11 protein-coding genes are annotated in these 15,887 nt (G+C 62.9%); 4 read left to right on the top strand and 7 right to left on the bottom strand.

All coding sequences use genetic code 11. From position 1 onward, the window contains the following. The first annotated feature begins 354 nt into the window (after positions 1-354). Complete coding sequence (gene porQ / locus ACFCU0_RS08515) at positions 355-1,356, top strand: type IX secretion system protein PorQ (RefSeq protein WP_434973239.1); 1,002 nt, start codon at positions 355-357, stop codon at positions 1,354-1,356. Positions 1,357-1,448: 92 nt separating this feature from the next. Here the strand turns inward: porQ and ACFCU0_RS08510 are convergent, their stop codons facing one another. After that, positions 1,449-1,925 carry a nucleoside deaminase gene (locus tag ACFCU0_RS08510; RefSeq protein ID WP_434973238.1) on the bottom strand — a complete coding sequence of 159 codons (477 nt, stop codon included), beginning with the start codon at positions 1,923-1,925 and terminating at the stop codon, positions 1,449-1,451. Positions 1,926-2,144: 219 nt separating this feature from the next. Between ACFCU0_RS08510 and ACFCU0_RS08505 the strand changes: the two genes are divergently transcribed. Then, entirely contained in the window at positions 2,145-3,335 is a 1,191-nt protein-coding gene (locus ACFCU0_RS08505; protein ID WP_434973237.1) for a pyridoxal phosphate-dependent aminotransferase, read from the top strand. A 93-nt stretch (positions 3,336-3,428) separates the two neighbouring features. Here ACFCU0_RS08505 and ACFCU0_RS08500 read toward each other — a convergent pair whose 3' ends face one another. Together ACFCU0_RS08500 and ACFCU0_RS08495 are read right to left on the bottom strand one after the other, a co-directional pair. Continuing rightward, entirely contained in the window at positions 3,429-4,412 is a 984-nt protein-coding gene (locus tag ACFCU0_RS08500) for a 3'(2'),5'-bisphosphate nucleotidase (RefSeq protein WP_434973236.1), read from the bottom strand. A gap of 140 nt (positions 4,413-4,552) precedes the next feature. Further along, positions 4,553-5,263, bottom strand: a complete 711-nt coding sequence (locus ACFCU0_RS08495) for a hypothetical protein (RefSeq protein ID WP_434973235.1) — start codon at positions 5,261-5,263, stop codon at positions 4,553-4,555. Positions 5,264-5,665: 402 nt separating this feature from the next. Here ACFCU0_RS08495 and ACFCU0_RS08490 point away from each other — a divergent pair, with 402 nt between their 5' ends. Then, complete coding sequence (locus ACFCU0_RS08490) at positions 5,666-7,792, top strand: elongation factor G (protein ID WP_434973234.1); 2,127 nt, start codon at positions 5,666-5,668, stop codon at positions 7,790-7,792. A 121-nt stretch (positions 7,793-7,913) separates the two neighbouring features. Here ACFCU0_RS08490 and ACFCU0_RS08485 read toward each other — a convergent pair whose 3' ends face one another. The 3 genes from ACFCU0_RS08485 to ACFCU0_RS08475 all read right to left on the bottom strand — a co-directional run bounded on the left by ACFCU0_RS08485 (position 7,914) and on the right by ACFCU0_RS08475 (position 10,933). Continuing rightward, a complete protein-coding gene (locus ACFCU0_RS08485) occupies positions 7,914-8,795 on the bottom strand; it encodes an energy transducer TonB (protein ID WP_434973233.1) in 882 nt (293 codons plus the stop codon). A 222-nt stretch (positions 8,796-9,017) separates the two neighbouring features. Next, positions 9,018-9,482: a type I restriction enzyme HsdR N-terminal domain-containing protein gene (locus tag ACFCU0_RS08480; RefSeq protein WP_434973232.1), complete on the bottom strand. Its 465-nt coding sequence runs from the start codon at positions 9,480-9,482 to the stop codon at positions 9,018-9,020. Between the two features lie 182 nt (positions 9,483-9,664). After that, complete coding sequence (locus tag ACFCU0_RS08475) at positions 9,665-10,933, bottom strand: lipocalin-like domain-containing protein (protein ID WP_434973231.1); 1,269 nt, start codon at positions 10,931-10,933, stop codon at positions 9,665-9,667. Between the two features lie 294 nt (positions 10,934-11,227). Here ACFCU0_RS08475 and ACFCU0_RS08470 point away from each other — a divergent pair, with 294 nt between their 5' ends. Further along, positions 11,228-14,131: a M16 family metallopeptidase gene (locus ACFCU0_RS08470; protein ID WP_434973230.1), complete on the top strand. Its 2,904-nt coding sequence runs from the start codon at positions 11,228-11,230 to the stop codon at positions 14,129-14,131. 249 nt (positions 14,132-14,380) lie between these two features. Here the strand turns inward: ACFCU0_RS08470 and ACFCU0_RS08465 are convergent. Beyond that, positions 14,381-15,887 (bottom strand): ABC transporter permease (locus ACFCU0_RS08465; RefSeq protein WP_434973229.1); only part of this gene is annotated, 1,507 nt, incomplete at its 5' end.

Raw genomic sequence — 15,887 nt, 5'->3', positions numbered from 1 at the left:
GGAGTGACAGAGGCCGTCGTGGAATAGAGACAGCCGGAAACTGGTGTCAATCGATCCATTTACCACGTCGTGAGTAGCACGCGATGCATCTTCATCCGTTCCCTTTGGAGGGGTTCATCGAATGCCGTAGGCGGAGGATCGTCCAGAGTTCAATGACGAGGGATCATCTGTACCGGTCGTGGTCCGGCAGCAGGCGTTTCCGGGATTCATGCCGAGGGATGATCCGGGCCTCCGCTGAACCGCTGCGGGGGATGTCGGGTTGGATAGCACGTCATCGGGACGGCATGCGTCGTGCCGGTGTTCGCATCCTGGGAAAGACGCAGAGCCGCAGTGAGCCGTAAACATCAACATCCAATGGACTCCGACCGCGTTCGATTCGGTTCTGCCGCAATTGCCCTTCTGATCGTGTTGCTGGCCGGTGTCGGCGTCGCGGACGTTCGTGGGCAGGCGACGACTGAGCTCTCCAGCTTTCCCTTCCTTCGCATGGAAGCATCCGCGCGCGCCGCCGCTCTTGGCGGAGCATTCGGTGCTGTCGGAGGGGGCGACGTGAACGTGCTCTTCTACAATCCGGCCGGCCTCGATTCCCTTTCGCATCGTACGGTATCTGCGTCCTACATCAGCCACTTCGCCGGTGCCGACGCCGGGTCCGTCGTTTACGGGCACCACGTCGATCGCTGGTCCACGACGCTCGGCGCCGGCATCCGGTTTCTGTCCTGGGATGATTTTGACGGTCGAAACGTGCAGGGCGAACCCACGGGCAGCTTCGGTGCGGGTGATCTCGCCTTGACGCTCGGCGCCGCGCGTGCCTACCGGTCCCGGTGGCGCTTCGGGGCCAACGTGAACATGATCTACTCGTCCATTGAGACGGCCCGAGCGTCTGCGCTGACGATGGACGCCGGCGTCCGCTACCACCGTCCGGAGCAACTTCTGACGATCGGCGCGTCCGTCCACCATGCCGGGGTGACGCTGGACGGGTTCGCCGGAGGCAGCGAACAGTTGCCGTTCGACGTGCGTGTGTCGGCATCCAAGAAACTTGCTCACGCTCCTTTTCGCTTCGTCCTGACCGCCTACGACCTGACCGGCTGGGGGACCGGCGTGATCGGCGGCTCCACGGTCGATCACGTGCTCGGGCATCTGGTCCTGGGGACGGAGCTCTCGCTCGGCGAGGTCGTCGACCTACGCCTTGGCTACAACCACCGCCGTTCCACGGAGCTCGCCGTTGCCGAACGACTCGACCTCGCGGGCATCGGCGTGGGTTTTGGACTGCACATCTCCCGCCTGTCCGTCGATTACGCGTACAACTCCTGGTCGACGACCGGCGGGCTGCACCAGTTCACGCTCCGATCGAGCATCTGACGAAAGGATCGGTCCGGCACCCCCGCCTTTTTCCGGCGCCGACCAGACGGGGGAGCGGTACCGGGCAGTGACGACAATCCGCCCCGGTGGCATCAGTACTCCGTCCGATTCTCGTACGCATCCCAGGCATCGAACGGCCGCCCGGCCTCGTCCGCCAGCAGGTTCTGCATTGGCAGCGTGCGCTCGCCCGGCGGCTTCTCAATCTCGCGGTAGATGTGATCATCGTCGAAGCCGGCCTCGGCCGCTTCCTGTCGGGTGGCGGCATACAAGACGCGGTCCAGGCGCGACCAGTAGATGGCACCCATACACATCGGGCACGGCTCGCAACTCGTGTAGAGCGTGCATCCTGTAAGCTCAAAATGCCCGACGGCATCGCAGGCCGAGCGGATCGCGACGACCTCTGCATGAGCGGTGGGGTCGTGGGAGGCCGTCACGCGATTGGTCCCGCGGGCGATGATCTCCCCGTCGGAAACGACGAGGGCGCCGAAGGGCCCGCCGCCCCGCTCGACGTTTTCGACGGCAAGGGAAATGGCCGCACGCATGAACCGCAGGTCAGAGTCCGTTGGCATAAGGAAAGGGGAGTCGGAGAAGGGACGGAAAAACGGTCGTCGCGGCGATAGGGAAAGGGCAATTCGGCCCTGCGTTCCAGGCGGGGTGCTTGACTCCGCCCGAAGCGGGTCGTTTCTTCACATAGCCGATCCGGTCACCGCGGGCGTTCGTGCATGTGCGATCCCGTGACGGACGGATTCAGGCGTAGACGGCCCCGCCATTGTCTCCTCCCCCTTGCCATGGAGTCTTCGCCCGACATGATTTCGCTTGCCGATCGTGCCCGCCCGCTGAAGAAAAGCCACATCCGGACGATTTCGAAGGCGGTGAAGGCCGTCGACGGCATCAACCTCGGGCAGGGGATCTGCGACCTCCCCACGCCGGCTCCCATCAGGGAACGGACGCACGAGGCGATCGCAGCCAACCGTTCGATCTATTCGCATCACGCCGGCATCGAAGCCCTGCGTGAGGCCATTCTGGAGAAGGCCAGGACGTTCAATGAGCTCCCCGCGTCCACGATCGACGAGGTGGTCGTGAGCGCCGGGTCCACGGGGGCCTTCGTCATCGCAGCGATGACATTGCTCCAGGAGGGCGACGAAGTGATACTATTTGAGCCGTACTACGGATACCACCGTAACATCCTGAAGCTGACCGGAGCCACCGTTCGGTACGTCCCGCTCGGGAGTCCGGACGATGCGTTCGACCCGGAGGCAATGGAGGCCGAACTGACCGACCGGACCCGGGCGGTGATCGTCAATACGCCGGCCAATCCGAGCGGAAAGGTGTGGCGGAGAGACGAGCTGGAGGCGCTGCTCACGGTGATGCAGAAGCACGATCTGATTGCTATCACCGATGAGATCTACGAATACATGACCTACGACGATGTCGAGCACGTCTCTCTCGGTGCACTACCCGGGGCGTATGAGCGAACGATTACCCTGTCGGGATTTTCGAAAACGTACAACGTGACCGGGTGGCGACTTGGCTATGCGGTGGGACCGGGTCCGCTCCTGGAGAAGATGGGTCTGATGAACGACCTGCTCTACATCTGTGCACCGCGACCGTTACAGCACGGCATGCTGGCCGTGTTCGGAGATCTGGATGATGATTACTACGCGTCCCTGCGGGCCGATTACCATGAGCGGCGCTCGCTCATGTGCGAGACGCTCGAGGCGATCGGGTTCGATGTCCCGTGGCCGGAGGGTGCCTATTACGCGTTTGCCGACGTGTCCCCGATCCAGCACCGTCCGGGGTTCTCCAGCGACGAAGAAGCGGCCGAGACGCTCATCTGCGAATCGGGCATCGGCTGCGTGACCGGCCGGTCGTTCTACAGCGATCCCGCCCGCGGGGCGACGAAGCTCCGATTCTGCTTCGGGAAGGAACTGCCGGTCCTGAAACAGGCATGCGATCAGTTGCGCACAGCGTTCGGATGAATTAGGGACGTATGTGCGGTGGGTTGTTTGTGGTCTGTCGGATCCAGATCCAACATTCCCCAATCCCCAATTCGTAATCTCCGATCCCCATCCTTACTTCTCGACGAGGGCCTGAAGGACGTCGTCGTGGAAACGTCCGTTCGTCGCCACGATGCCGGTGTTTTCGGAGAGGAGCGGTGCGTGGGTGAAGTCGAGGGCGTTCCCGTTTACATCGGTGACGGTGCCTCCGGCGGTTTCGACGACGAGCATGCCGGCGGCGTGGTCCCAGATTTTCTCCGTATAGTCGCTTCCGGGACGAGGCAGGCGGAAATAGATCTCGGCGTCCCCGCGGGCTACGATGGCGTACTTCGCCTGGCTGTCCATGCGGATCGGTTCCGCCTCGATGCCGAGTCGGTGGCCCGTTTCTTTGGCCGTGTCGTGCGACGAGTGGGCGGATACGAACGAGTCCGTAAAGCGGCCGTTGGCCGGCGTCTCGGCGTCGGAGGTTTGAATGGCGGTCCCCTCGTCATCGTCTCCGTTCAAGGAGACCTGGTACGCGCCATCGCCTCGTACGGCGATAAAGACCTGTCCGGTCGAGCCATCGTCTGCGTCCAGGTCGGCCGGAAGGTTCGGACAGGCGAGGGCGGCGACCCGCGGGGTGCCGTCCACGATCAAGGCGAGGGCGATCGCGTACTGGTCGCCCCGCACGAACCCTTTGGTGCCGTCAATCGGGTCCAGCGTCCAGAATCGGTCGCTGTAGGATCCGGCATTGCCCTCATCGATCCAGGCGCAGACCGTGTTGGGGGTGACGCCCGACCGGATCTGCTGAATCTGCTGTGTGACCTGAAGGAGTACGCCCTGATTGGAGCGAAGGTCGGACGAGTCTTCCTCGGCGATGATCGGGTCCTCGGGGAAGGCCTCCCGTAGCGCGTTGCAGATCAGCGCCTGGCTTCCGAAGTCGGCTACGGTCACCGGCGTCCGGTCGTCCTTCTCGATGATGGCCGGGTCGATTTCGGACTGGACGGCCTGGCACAGAGTCGCCGCTTTGCGGACGGCCTGAAGGGCAACCTCACGTTCGCGATCGTACGAGGTAGGCATCGGGGAGTCGGGTCGTTGGAGGGCAGGGCGGTGAGAGCGGCGTATACACCGATGCCTTACGCCGACTGCCACGCGCACGGTTCACCCGGCAGACGGATTCGCGATGAGAAACGGGGGGGTGTCGGGCGAGCGGGGAGATGCTAGTTCGCCTCCGGCCGGTCCGGTGCGTCTTCCTCGTCGAACGTCTGCATGATCAGGGTGGCCAGTTCGGTCGTACGCTCGGGGTCCGGCTCGTCCAGTTCTTCCTCCTGTTCATCCTCCGGACCACGGTGGCCGAAGAGGTAGGGGTCGTCCGTGTCCGTCCGATCGCGGAGCCGGTCGAGGTGCTTTTTCAGACCGCTGCGGAGGCTGGCGGGGACCTCGATGACCTGCGATTCGTCCGACTCGCGATCGTGTACCGTGACGGTCGAATCGCCCAGCTTCACGTCCGTCGCCCGTAGCTGCATGGCCTGAGTGAGCTGGATGTCGCACCGGAGCAGAAGCTGGCCGAACAGGCTTCGCGTCGACGACGGGACGCGCGACGGCTTCATTTTCTCCTTATCGTTCTCCTCGTCCTCCGCCTTTCGCACGTCGGCAAGGTAAAACATGATGCCGTCCAGAGCCCGGTTGCGCTCCGGGTCGGACACCTCCGAGCGCGTATCCAGGAAGTCCATGAAGTCGGATACGCTACTCATCCAGAGCCAGGGCCGGTCGTGCACCTTGCAGTAACGCCGGTAACAGACGACCCAGACGCCGTAGGCCTCCGCTCGCTTCGAGGGCACGCCGAACTGCGGAGCCAGCGAACGGATGCTCGACAGCACTTCGAATTCCGTCTGATCGAGCGCGATCGTCGGCTTCTCGGTAGAGGTCATAGATGCGCCGGAACGTGATTCGAGGAGGACGGCCGGGTAGGATGCGGGCAGAATGGCCCGTCGGATGCCGTGCGAACGACGTGCCAGTCCGCGCCGGTCCGGGGAATCGGCGGCTGCGCGCCGCAGGCGGGGTGTCACGGTCCCATTGGAGATATCCGTTTGGAAATATTCTTTACGAAGCTTCCGGTGAAATCGATTCCTGATACACGGATTCGCCTGTAACGCTTCGAGGGCGGCCGTGCGACGATTGGGTGTGTGTCTGCGATCATCGGCACGAAGCGCCCGGTTCTCTGCTTGACAGTTTCTTCATCATCGCGTTATTTTGCAAACCCTGGAACGAACGGTGCGGGGTTGGCTGCCGACGGGACGGGCCACGACTCACGAATCAGATCGGCTATCTCCATGCGTGTATACGATGCTGACCACATTCGCAACGTCGTTCTTGCCGGGCATCAGGGCAGCGGAAAGACGGCTCTTTCCGAAGCCATGGTGTATGCCAGCGGTGCGCTGGACCGTCTTGGGTCCGTTTCGGAGGGCACGACGCTGAGCGATTATCACCCGAGCGAGAAGGAGCGGCAGATGTCGATTTTTACGTCGATGCTGCACGCTGAGTGGCGCGGTCACAAGATCAATATCTTCGACACCCCGGGATACCCGGATTTCGTGAGCGAGGTGATTGCGCCGATGAAAGTGGCCGACACGGCGCTCTACGTCATGGACGCACGGGCCGGTGTGCAGGTGGGGACGGAGCTCGCGTGGACGTACGGCGAGATGACGCAGACGCCCTCCATGTTTGTGATCAATCACCTGGACCACTCGGATGCCGATTTTCGCCTTCTGGTGGAGCAGATCAAGGAGCGGTTCGGGCGCGGGGCGACGGTTGTTCAGATTCCGGGCGGGGCGGGGACGCGCTCGATCATCGACGTGTTGCGAATGGAGGAACTGCATTATCCGGAGGGCGAGCGGGAGCCGGAGATTCGCGAGATCCGCGATGCATTCCGTGACGAGGCCGAAGAGCTTCATCGGACGCTGGTCGAGGATATCGCCGAGAACGACGAGAGCCTCATGGAGCTCTACTTCGACCAGGGCGAGCTTGACGAAGATCAAATGCGGGAGGGGTTACGCGCCGCGATGATCCGGCGGCAACTCTTCCCGATTTTTGTGACCAGCGCGACCGAGGCCCTCGGCGTATCGCGGCTGATGAGTTTTATCGATAACGTGTGTCCGTCCCCCGCGGCAAAACCCGCCGAAACGGTGGACGAGGAGACCATTCTCGCAGACGAAGAAGCCGACGAGCCGCTGGCGTTCGTTTTCCGCACCATGAGCGAGGAGCATGTGGGGGAATACTCCTTCGTCCGCGTCTACGACGGAATGCTGACAGCCGGGCAAGACCTGCTCAATCCGCGCACCGGCAACACCGAGCGCATCGGGCAGATCTACTCGATCAACGGCAGCACACGGGAGAGCGTCCAGAAGATGGTCGCCGGCGACATCGGGGCGCTCGTGAAGCTAAAAGATACCCACACGAACGATACGCTCCGTGGAACCGGCCGCGACGAACGGGTGAAGCCGATTGAGTTTCCGGAGCCACGCTACCGAATGGCGGTCAAGGCGAACCAGGACGGCGTGGAAGACAAGCTCGCGCAGGGACTTCACCAGATTGCCGCAGAGGATCCCTCGCTCGTGTTTTCGCACGACCCGCTCCTGAACCAGCTCACGCTGAGCGGACAGGGGGAGATGCACCTTCAGATTGCGCGCGGTCGTCTGCAGCGCCGATCGGGCGTGGAGATCGAGTTTGCACGGCCCCGGGTTTCGTACCGGGAGACCGTGCGGTCGCGTGCGAGAGCGTCCTACCGTCACAAGAAACAGACGGGCGGTGCCGGGCAGTTTGCGGACATCTCGCTGATGGTGGAACCGCTCGACGGTGCGTTCGATGTGCCGTCCGACGTGAAAATCCGCGGGGAAGAGACGGTGATGACGGAATGGGACGCCGAGGTGCACTTCGTCGACGCGATCGTCGGGGGGGTGATCGACATGCGGCGCTTTTTCGGCGCCATCCAGAAGGGGGTCCTGGACGCGATGGCGGAGGGTCCGGTGGCCGGCTTCCCGGTCGGGGATGTCCGCGTCGTGATCTATGACGGCGGGATGCATCCGGTCGATTCTAACGAGGCCGCGTTCAAGACCGCCGCGTTTCAGGGCTTTCGCGAGGCCTTCCGGAAAGCAAAACCCGTCATGCTCGAGCCGTTGCACGACGTCACCGTCACCACGCCGGACGACTTCACCGGGGACGTTATTGGGGATCTGAACACGCGCCGGGGCCGGATCCAGGGAATCGAGACGGAAGGCCCATTTCAGAAGATCATCGCCCAGGTTCCAGAGGCGGAGCTCTTTCAGTACTCGACGGCGCTTCGCTCGCTGACTCACGGGCGCGGCATTCACCATGCGCGGTTCAGCCACTACGAGGCGATGCCCGCGAATGTCCAGGAGCAGGTGGCGTCCGCCGACGCGGAAGATGCGATTCCCGCGTGATGTGGACCGTCCGGCGGCCGACCGGTCGCGCGCACATTTACCTCAACAAATGAAGGCGGACCCGACCGAAGTCGGGCCCGCCTGTGCGCTTCGGGATAATCACTCGCGGAAGCGAGGGGAGTTACCTCTTGATCTTCAGCTTGAAGGTGATGGGCATAGCCATCTGAACCTTCACGGCTTTCCCTCGCTGTCGGCCCGGTTCAAACTTCGCCAGGCTTATGACGCGAAGTGCCTCGGCATCGAGGAGCGGGTGACGCCCTCGGATGACGGTGGGGTTTACGACGTCTCCTTGTTCGTTGACGACGAATTGGACGAACACGCGTCCCTCAATACCGGCCTTCTGCGCAAGGATGGGGTACTCAATTTGGCTCTGCAGCGCGGCCAGGCCACCGACCAGTTCAGGCTGGTCTTCGACGACGACGAAGATCTCATCCTCGTACGTCTTCTCGTCCTCCTGCGACTCCGGTGCGGGAGGCGGAGGCGTTGCGGCAACCTCGAGCGACTCGTTCAGATCGAGGGTCGCGTCGAAGTCGAAGGTTTCATCTTCCAGCACGACGTTGTTGGCCACTTCAATCGGGGCAGCCGGGCGCGGCGGTGCCGGCGCACGAATCTCCTGCTCCGTTTGGGCGACCTCCTCCATCACCACGACGTCCTGCTCGCTAAGGGTGATGTCGAAGCTGTCATCCGTTTCGAACCGTAGAGCCGTGAGGCCCAGCAGGATCGCAAGTGCAAGGACGAATCCGAACTGGAGCGTCGGTCCGTACTGCGACTTCACGCTCACGCCGTCCTTCTTCCAGGGCTTTCGGGAAGGGGCCGTACGATTCGGAGCTGTTGCATGGAGGGTTGGAATCCCGTCTTCTCGGCTCCGGATCGTCTTGCCGTCGCCGCTCTGCACGCGCTCCTTGCGCGGAGAATCGGATGGTCGTTCCGGCCTGGGCGGTCCCGTAGCCGGTGTGCGTTCGGTGACGTTTCTGCGCTGTGTGTTATCTTTGGTCGCAATCATGACAGTCCCCACCGTCTAACCTCATTGGATGCGAATGGCTTATCGGGGAGCCGAGGGGCCTGTCCCGAGAAGCTCACTCAAAACATCATCTATGTGCGGCAGAGGCGATAGCAGGGCCGTTCCGACACGCAGGTGGGGAGATCCTGAGGAGAACTGTACGGACGTCGTACGCGGTCTTGTGGGGGAAACCCGTACGCTGGAACTCCCGGCGAGTGCTGGCGCCTACGCGGTCCGACACATGTCGTCGAAGTCCGGCAGGTCGTCCAGAAAGTCGATTGGGGCGGACGAACGATCGATCCGGCAGGCGTAGTGCTCGATGCCGTTGGTGACGGCCAGAAAGGGGGCGCCGAGCGCAAGATTATACCGCGACGCCTGATCGAAGACCGACTGGTTGATGGATTGTCCGGGTGCCTTGCATTCGACGAGCAGGAGGGGCTGGGCCCGGCGGTTATGAACGACGACGTCCGCGCGCTGCGGCTGCCCCTGAATATCTACACGCTGCTCGATGGACACGAGTCCGCTCGGTACGCCGTGCGCGTCGACGAGGTAGTGCACAAACTGCTGGCGAACATGCTCCTCGGGGGTCAGGCGAACGTACTTCCCACGGAAGACGTCGTACACCATGCGTTTCCCGCCTCGATCCGTCGTCCGAAGCTCGTAGACCGGTAAGTTGAGCTCAGCGTTCAAGGGGATACGTTCAACGTTCAGGGTTCAACGTTCAGGGTTCAACGTTCAGCGTGGCCACCACGCCACCCGTCATCAATCACTCTCAACCCCACATACAAACCTACATGCATACAAACCCCCCACATTCACACCTTAACACCCTTAACACATTAACACCGTAACACCGTAACACCTAAGCCCCGTCACTCCATGCCGGCGGTCGGCGATGCGGGGCCTTCGCCGTAGCCCGTCATTTCGACGAATCCGTGTCCGCGTACGGGGCTTCCCTGGGACGATCCGTCGACAGTTACCGCGCCTTCCCAGTAGCGAACGGAGACGTTCAGTTCTTGGTCATCAAATGTCGCGTCCACGTGGAGGTCAAGGTCCTGGTCGGGGATGTGCAGGCGCCACTCGGTGGGGTACTCCCGCGACCCGTCGGGCGTGCGGTACGTATCCAGAACCTGCAGCGAGGCGTCTTCTCTTTCGATGCGGGTGGTGGAGCCGTCCGGGCCGACCACGATCCCGTCGGTGTACATGCTGGCGGATCCGTCCCGGTTGCGAAGCTGATAATACATCAGATCGCGGCCGTCGTCGAGTTGCAGGGCGAACCAGTCCCAGCCGACCTGGTTCTCGCTGAGGGCCGACGTGCTCCACTCGCGGTCCATCCAGCTCAGACCGGATACCTCGATGCTGTCCCCGTCGATCACCACCGTGCCCTCGGTAGCAAGACGCGGGTACGTATAGTAGTAGGACGCATTGCCTTCGCCCTCGCCCTTCTTCGACAGGCCCCGATCGCCCTGCAACACCATTGGCTTGGTTGGTGTCAGCACCAGGTCGGCGGCGGCGCCGTTGCCGTGCGCGCGGAGGCGAATTGGGAATGCGCCGTCGATGAGGGGACGCGAGGCGGTGTCCGCCGTGGCGATCATCCAGTCGTCGAGCCAGACGCGGAACGGGTCGGCCTGAGCACCGGCGAGGCCCAGGGCACCTCGACTGAAGCGCTCAACGTCATACTGCGTTTCGTTCGTGATGTCGCTCACCGCGAAATGCGCCATGTACATCTGGTCGGTGGACCAGGCCGACCGCCCGGTGTCTGCCGCTACGGGACGCACCGGCGCCTCTCCCGCCGGCGGCCGGAGAGCAATTTGGAAAATGGTGAGCTCGAAGCCAACATCGCGCGCCCCGGGACCCGGCTGCCGGCCGGGGGTTCGCGCCGCTCCCTCCGAATCCAGATTTCCTGTAATGTACCACCACTCGGTTTTGAACGCGGGATGCGGGCCGTGGTCGTCCGGAAACGTGAAATCGACCACCCGGTCCGCGCGGGCGTAGCCGGTGGTGTCGCTATCGCCCATGGCGTCGGCAACGGCGACGGAGGTGTCGAGCGGGTCGTCGTCCTCCGTTCGGGTCGTCAGCCAGTAGACGGCGGCACCGAGAACGGCGACGATCAGGGTGAACACGAGTGCAGTGCGACGCATGAATCGGACGAGTGGATGGCGGCAATGACGAACGGGCAGGCACAGCACGGACGATTCCGCGCTTCCGGAGATCCGCAAGAACAACATCCTTACGAAGCGGAGCGAGTGGTGCGTACGATTTTCATGTAACGAGACGAAGACCTGCAGCGTAGGTGAAATTGGAATGTAAAAATAAGATGTAATGCATGTAAGAACACGTGCCTGTCTACGTCCGGGATAATACCGTGGCGAAGACCCCCCATGCGCCATCCCGACCTCGTTCGATTCTTTGCCCCTCACCGATTTCACGCTCTCATGCGACAACCCGCACGATTTTTCTTGCGCGCCGTCTTTGGCCTTGCGCTCCTTCTGCTGGTACCGGCAGACGGAGTTGCGCGGGCGCAGCAAGCGCCGTCACAGGATACCGAAGAGCCGCTTCCGACCGATCCCGCCGTCCGAACCGGGACGCTGGACAACGGGATGCGGTACTACATCCGCCAGAACGACGAGCCGGAGGATCGGCTGCAGCTTCGTCTCGCACTGAACGCGGGATCCATTCTCGAAACGGATGCCCAGCGCGGGCTCGCGCACTTTCTCGAGCACATGCTCTTCAACGGTACCGAAAACTTTGAGGAGCAAAAGCTGATCGACTTCCTCGAGCGTACGGGCATGGAGTTCGGTCCGGACGTGAACGCGTACACCAGCTTTGACGAAACGGTGTACAAGCTGCGGGTGCCGACCGACAGCATGGACCTGGTGGAGACCTCGTTTACTGTTCTCCGCGACTGGGCGTCCCGCGCGACTCTCGCAGAGGAGGAAATCGATAAAGAACGCGGCGTCGTGATCGAAGAGTGGCGCCAGAGCCAGGAGACGGCACAGGGGCGCATGCAGGACGACATCGTGTCGACCCTCTTTTCCGGCTCCCGTTACGCGGATCGTCTCCCGATCGGCGACACGTCGGTCGTGAAGAATGCCCCGTACAGTGAAGTCCGCGACTACTACCGCACGTGGTACCGCCCCGACTTGATGGCGATCGTTGCCGTGGGCGACATGGATCCCGATACGCTCGAGGCGATGATTCGCGACCGTTTTGCCGATTTTGAAGCACCGGACGATCCGAAGGAGCGGGAGACCTACGACGTCCCGGCCCACGAGGACACGAAGTACGCGGTGGTCACCGATCCGGAGTACCCGGTTTCGACCGTCGCGACGATTTTCAAGACCGATGCTGAGCCGGTTCAAACCCGAGAGGACTTCCGCCGGATGCTGAAAGAGCGGCTGTTCTTCAGCATGTTGAACGCCCGGCTGTCGGAGAAAGCGCAGACGGGAGACGTCCCGTTCGTGGGGGCGGGCGCATTTAATTTCTCCCTCGCGCGGCCGATGAAGGGCTACGGACTGCAGGCGCAGGTGCCCGAAGACAGCGTTGTTGCCGGCATGGAGGCCCTGCTGACGGAAGCAACGCGCATTCGCCAGCACGGCTTCACGGATACCGAGTTGATCCGCCAGAAGCGTGACCTACTCCGCTCGTACGAGACATCGTATCGCGAGCGGGAAAACATCCCGTCGCAGTCGCTTGCCCAGCAGTATGTGCAGCTTTTCCTGACAGGGGAGGCGGTGCCCGGTATTGAGACCGAGTACGAGCTCGCCCAGGAAATCCTCCCAACGATCAATGTGTCGGACGTGAATGCGGTCACCTCGACCATCGTTGCCGACCGGAACCGTGCAGTGCTGGTCCAGATGCCGGAGAAGGACGGCCTTGAGGCGCCGTCGACCGATACACTTGCCGCCGTGCTCGACCGTGTGCGCAACAAGGAGGTCGAGCCGTATGAGGACGAAATGTCGGATGTCCCGCTGCTGGCGAACGTGCCGGAACCGGCGGGTGTCGCGTCGACGGAAACGATCGACACGCTGGGGACCACGGTCTGGACGCTTGAAAATGGCGTGACCGTCGTTCACAAGCCGACCGAGTTCAAAGACGACGAGGTACGCTTCACGGCCACCAGCCCCGGCGGCACGTCGACGATCGACGATGAGGCGTACCGCTCGATGCGCTTCGCGCCGAACGTGGTGCGACAGAGCGGGGTGGGGCCGTTCAACAACACGACGCTGAACAAATACCTCCAGGGTAAGACGGTGAGCGTCAATCCGTACATCTCCGGCCGCGAGGAGGGGATGAACGGATCGGCGTCGCCGGACGACCTTGAGACGCTGTTTCAGTTGATCCACCTGTACGCCACGGAGCCGCGGGTCGATGCCAACGCGCTGCAGTCGTTTCAGCAGCAGGTGGTGGCCCGGCTAAAGAATCGCTCCGCCACGCCGACGGCCGCGCTGCAGGATACGCTGGTGTCGAAGGTCTACGGTAACCACCCGCGTGTTCTGCCGCCGACCGTCGAAGAGGTCGAATCCCTCGACGGGGAGGCGCTTCTCGACTATTATCGAACTCGCTTTGCCGATGCGAGCGACTTCACCTTTACGTTCGCCGGCAATGTATCGGTTGATTCTCTTGCTCAGTATGCACAGACGTATCTGGGCACGCTCCCGACCACCGATCGGGCGGATGAGGTGCAGGCCGTAACGCCCGCCCCGCCGAACGACGTGGTGGAGGCCGAAGTGCGTGCCGGCCAGGGGCAGCGCTCGATCGTCATTCTGACGTACAACGGCGATCTCGAGTACACGCGTGAGAACCGTCATGCCCTGACGACGCTGAAAGACGTGCTCTCGATCAAGCTTCGCGAGGAGCTGCGAGAAAATCGCGGGGGTACCTACAACGTGGGCGTGCGTGACAACACCACCGGGCCGCCGTACAACCGGTACAGCTTCACGGTCTCCTTCGTATGCGACCCAGACCGGGCCGCAGATCTGCTTGCGGCAGCGAAAGCGGAAATCGACTCCGTCCGAACGGGCGGCGTAACGGCGGATGACGTCGCGAAGGTGCAGGAGCAGCAGCGCCGGAGCCGCGAGACGGCGATGGAAACGAACGGCTTCTGGGTCAGCGCCCTGGATCAGGCTTTCACGAGCGAGAGCGTCGAACCGCTCGACATCTATCGCTACGAAGACCTCGTGTCGAGCAGTTCGCCGGAGTCCATCGCTGAGACCGCCAACACGTACCTGAAGGAAAACCGGTACTACCGGATCATCCTGTATCCGGAAAACTTCGATGCCGACGCCGCGGCATCGACGGATAGCGACGGCGCGTCCGCCGGCGAGGACGAGCAGTAATCGCCAGGCACGACGCAGCGATTCACGTCGCCGACCATCACCGACCGCCGGTGCTCATCCCAGGGCATCGGCGGTTTTTACGTTTATGCGTTTTTGCGCTGATGCGTTAGGACGTTGACACGTTGGCACGTTAGTCCGTTATCACGTGAACACATCAACGCTCAGGCCCACGAAACCCGGAACCCAGCACCCGGAACCCAGAACTCAGAACCCAGAACCCAGAACTCAGAACCCTGAACCCTGAACCCCTCACTCCTCCCTGAGCGCCGTGGACGGGGACGTGTTTGCCATCTTGTACGCGGGGTAGAGGCCGGCCAGGACGGCGGCGATGACGGCCAGGGCGACCGCCTGTAGGAGCACCTCGCCCGGCACGTCCAGTTGCAGCGTCCACCCGAAGGAGCGTTTATTGATCACATAGACGAGGACGTAGGCGAGAGCATAGCCGAGAGGCAGCGAAGCCAGTCCGGCGATCAGGCCCATGAGGCCCGTTTGCATCGTCACGTAGCGACCCACCTGTCCTGGCGTCATACCGGTGGCGCGGAGCACTCCGAGTTCGCGTTCGCGTTCCAGCTCCAGCGCCATGAGGGCGCTCAGTACACCGATAAAGGCGACGAGGATGGCCAGCAGGCGCAGGACGGTTGTGATCGTAAAGGTGCGGTCGAAAATCTCGAGCGAGGTTTCCCGGAGGTCGCGATTCGAGCGGATGAACACGTCTTGCATGCCGGCGACGGCGGATCGCATGGCCGGAATGATGTCGTCCGGATCAAGGCCGTCGTCCAGATACAGGGCGATGCCGGAGTAGCCTCTGTCGTCGTAGTGCGACGTGTACGTCTGTCGACTCATCATGACAACCCCGATGTCGGACCCGTAGTCGTAGTACACGCCCCGTATCGGGAATCGGGTCGGCCCGCGGTCGGTCTGGATGCGGAGCGAGTCCCCGACGCCGACGCGATGCTTGTAGCTGTACGGTTCAGAGACCAGCACAAATTCCCCTCCGGCGAATCGCGGCCAGATCTCGTCCGGATCGCCCGATTTGAACCGGTAAATGTCCGGGGTGCTGGGCCCCATTTCGATCGCGACAAGTTCGGTAGATCCGTCCTCGCTCTGAACCTCCGTGCGGCGAACGGAGTGCGCACTTTCGACTCCGTCCATTGCCCGAAGCGTCGTGACCACGCCCGGCTGCAGCGATGCGTCCGAGCGGCGAAAGACCAGGCTCGGCGGTTGGACGTACACGTCTGCCTGCAGCGACTGGGACAGCCATGTGACCACCGTTCCGCGGAAGCTGTCGATCATCACGCCGACGCCGACGGTGGAGGCGATTGCGATGGTCAGGGCAGCGATGGCAATGCCCGTCCGGCTGAGCGTCGTTGCGACGCCCCGCGAGGCCATCCGTCCGATGACCCCTGCGATCCGACCGAGGATCGGTCGCGCCACGCGTGCGGCGGCCAGAACGAAGACCGGCGTGATAAGGGCGGCGGCGACGAGCACGAGCAGCAACGATAGGTAGCCGACAACGATGCTGCGCGTCGGAATCAGCAGCAGTCCCCCGGCAACGGCGCCGAGGACGGCCCCCACCAGTGCGAGGCGTGGGGCGAGCTTCTGGATGCCGCTTTCCTGCGTGGACCGCCGGAGCACCGTGCTGACGGGCGCGTTGGTCGCTTCCCGGGCCGGGGCCAGCGCGGCCGCGACGGTCGTGCCCACCCCGAGGGCGGCGCCTTTCAGGAGCGTGAAGGGGGCGATCGTGAGCTCTCGCACG

The sequence above is a fragment of the Longibacter sp. genome (assembly GCF_051155795.1).
GTDB lineage: Bacteria > Bacteroidota > Rhodothermia > Rhodothermales > Salinibacteraceae > Longibacter.
Note: the sequence above shows the minus strand (reverse complement) of the source record. Positions and strands in the feature narration are given on the sequence as shown.

Bases quoted from the DNA above. Each gene is read 5' to 3' on its own strand.
- ACFCU0_RS08470 (WP_434973230.1), top strand. From the start codon at position 11,228: ATGCGACAACCCGCACGATTTTTCTTGCGCGCCGTCTTTGGCCTTGCG.
- ACFCU0_RS08485 (WP_434973233.1), bottom strand. From the start codon at position 8,795: ATGATTGCGACCAAAGATAACACACAGCGCAGAAACGTCACCGAACGC.
- ACFCU0_RS08475 (WP_434973231.1), bottom strand. From the start codon at position 10,933: ATGCGTCGCACTGCACTCGTGTTCACCCTGATCGTCGCCGTTCTCGGT.
- porQ (WP_434973239.1), top strand. From the start codon at position 355: ATGGACTCCGACCGCGTTCGATTCGGTTCTGCCGCAATTGCCCTTCTG.
- ACFCU0_RS08490 (WP_434973234.1), top strand. From the start codon at position 5,666: ATGCGTGTATACGATGCTGACCACATTCGCAACGTCGTTCTTGCCGGG.
- ACFCU0_RS08510 (WP_434973238.1), bottom strand. From the start codon at position 1,925: ATGCCAACGGACTCTGACCTGCGGTTCATGCGTGCGGCCATTTCCCTT.
- ACFCU0_RS08500 (WP_434973236.1), bottom strand. From the start codon at position 4,412: ATGCCTACCTCGTACGATCGCGAACGTGAGGTTGCCCTTCAGGCCGTC.
- ACFCU0_RS08495 (WP_434973235.1), bottom strand. From the start codon at position 5,263: ATGACCTCTACCGAGAAGCCGACGATCGCGCTCGATCAGACGGAATTC.
- ACFCU0_RS08505 (WP_434973237.1), top strand. From the start codon at position 2,145: ATGGAGTCTTCGCCCGACATGATTTCGCTTGCCGATCGTGCCCGCCCG.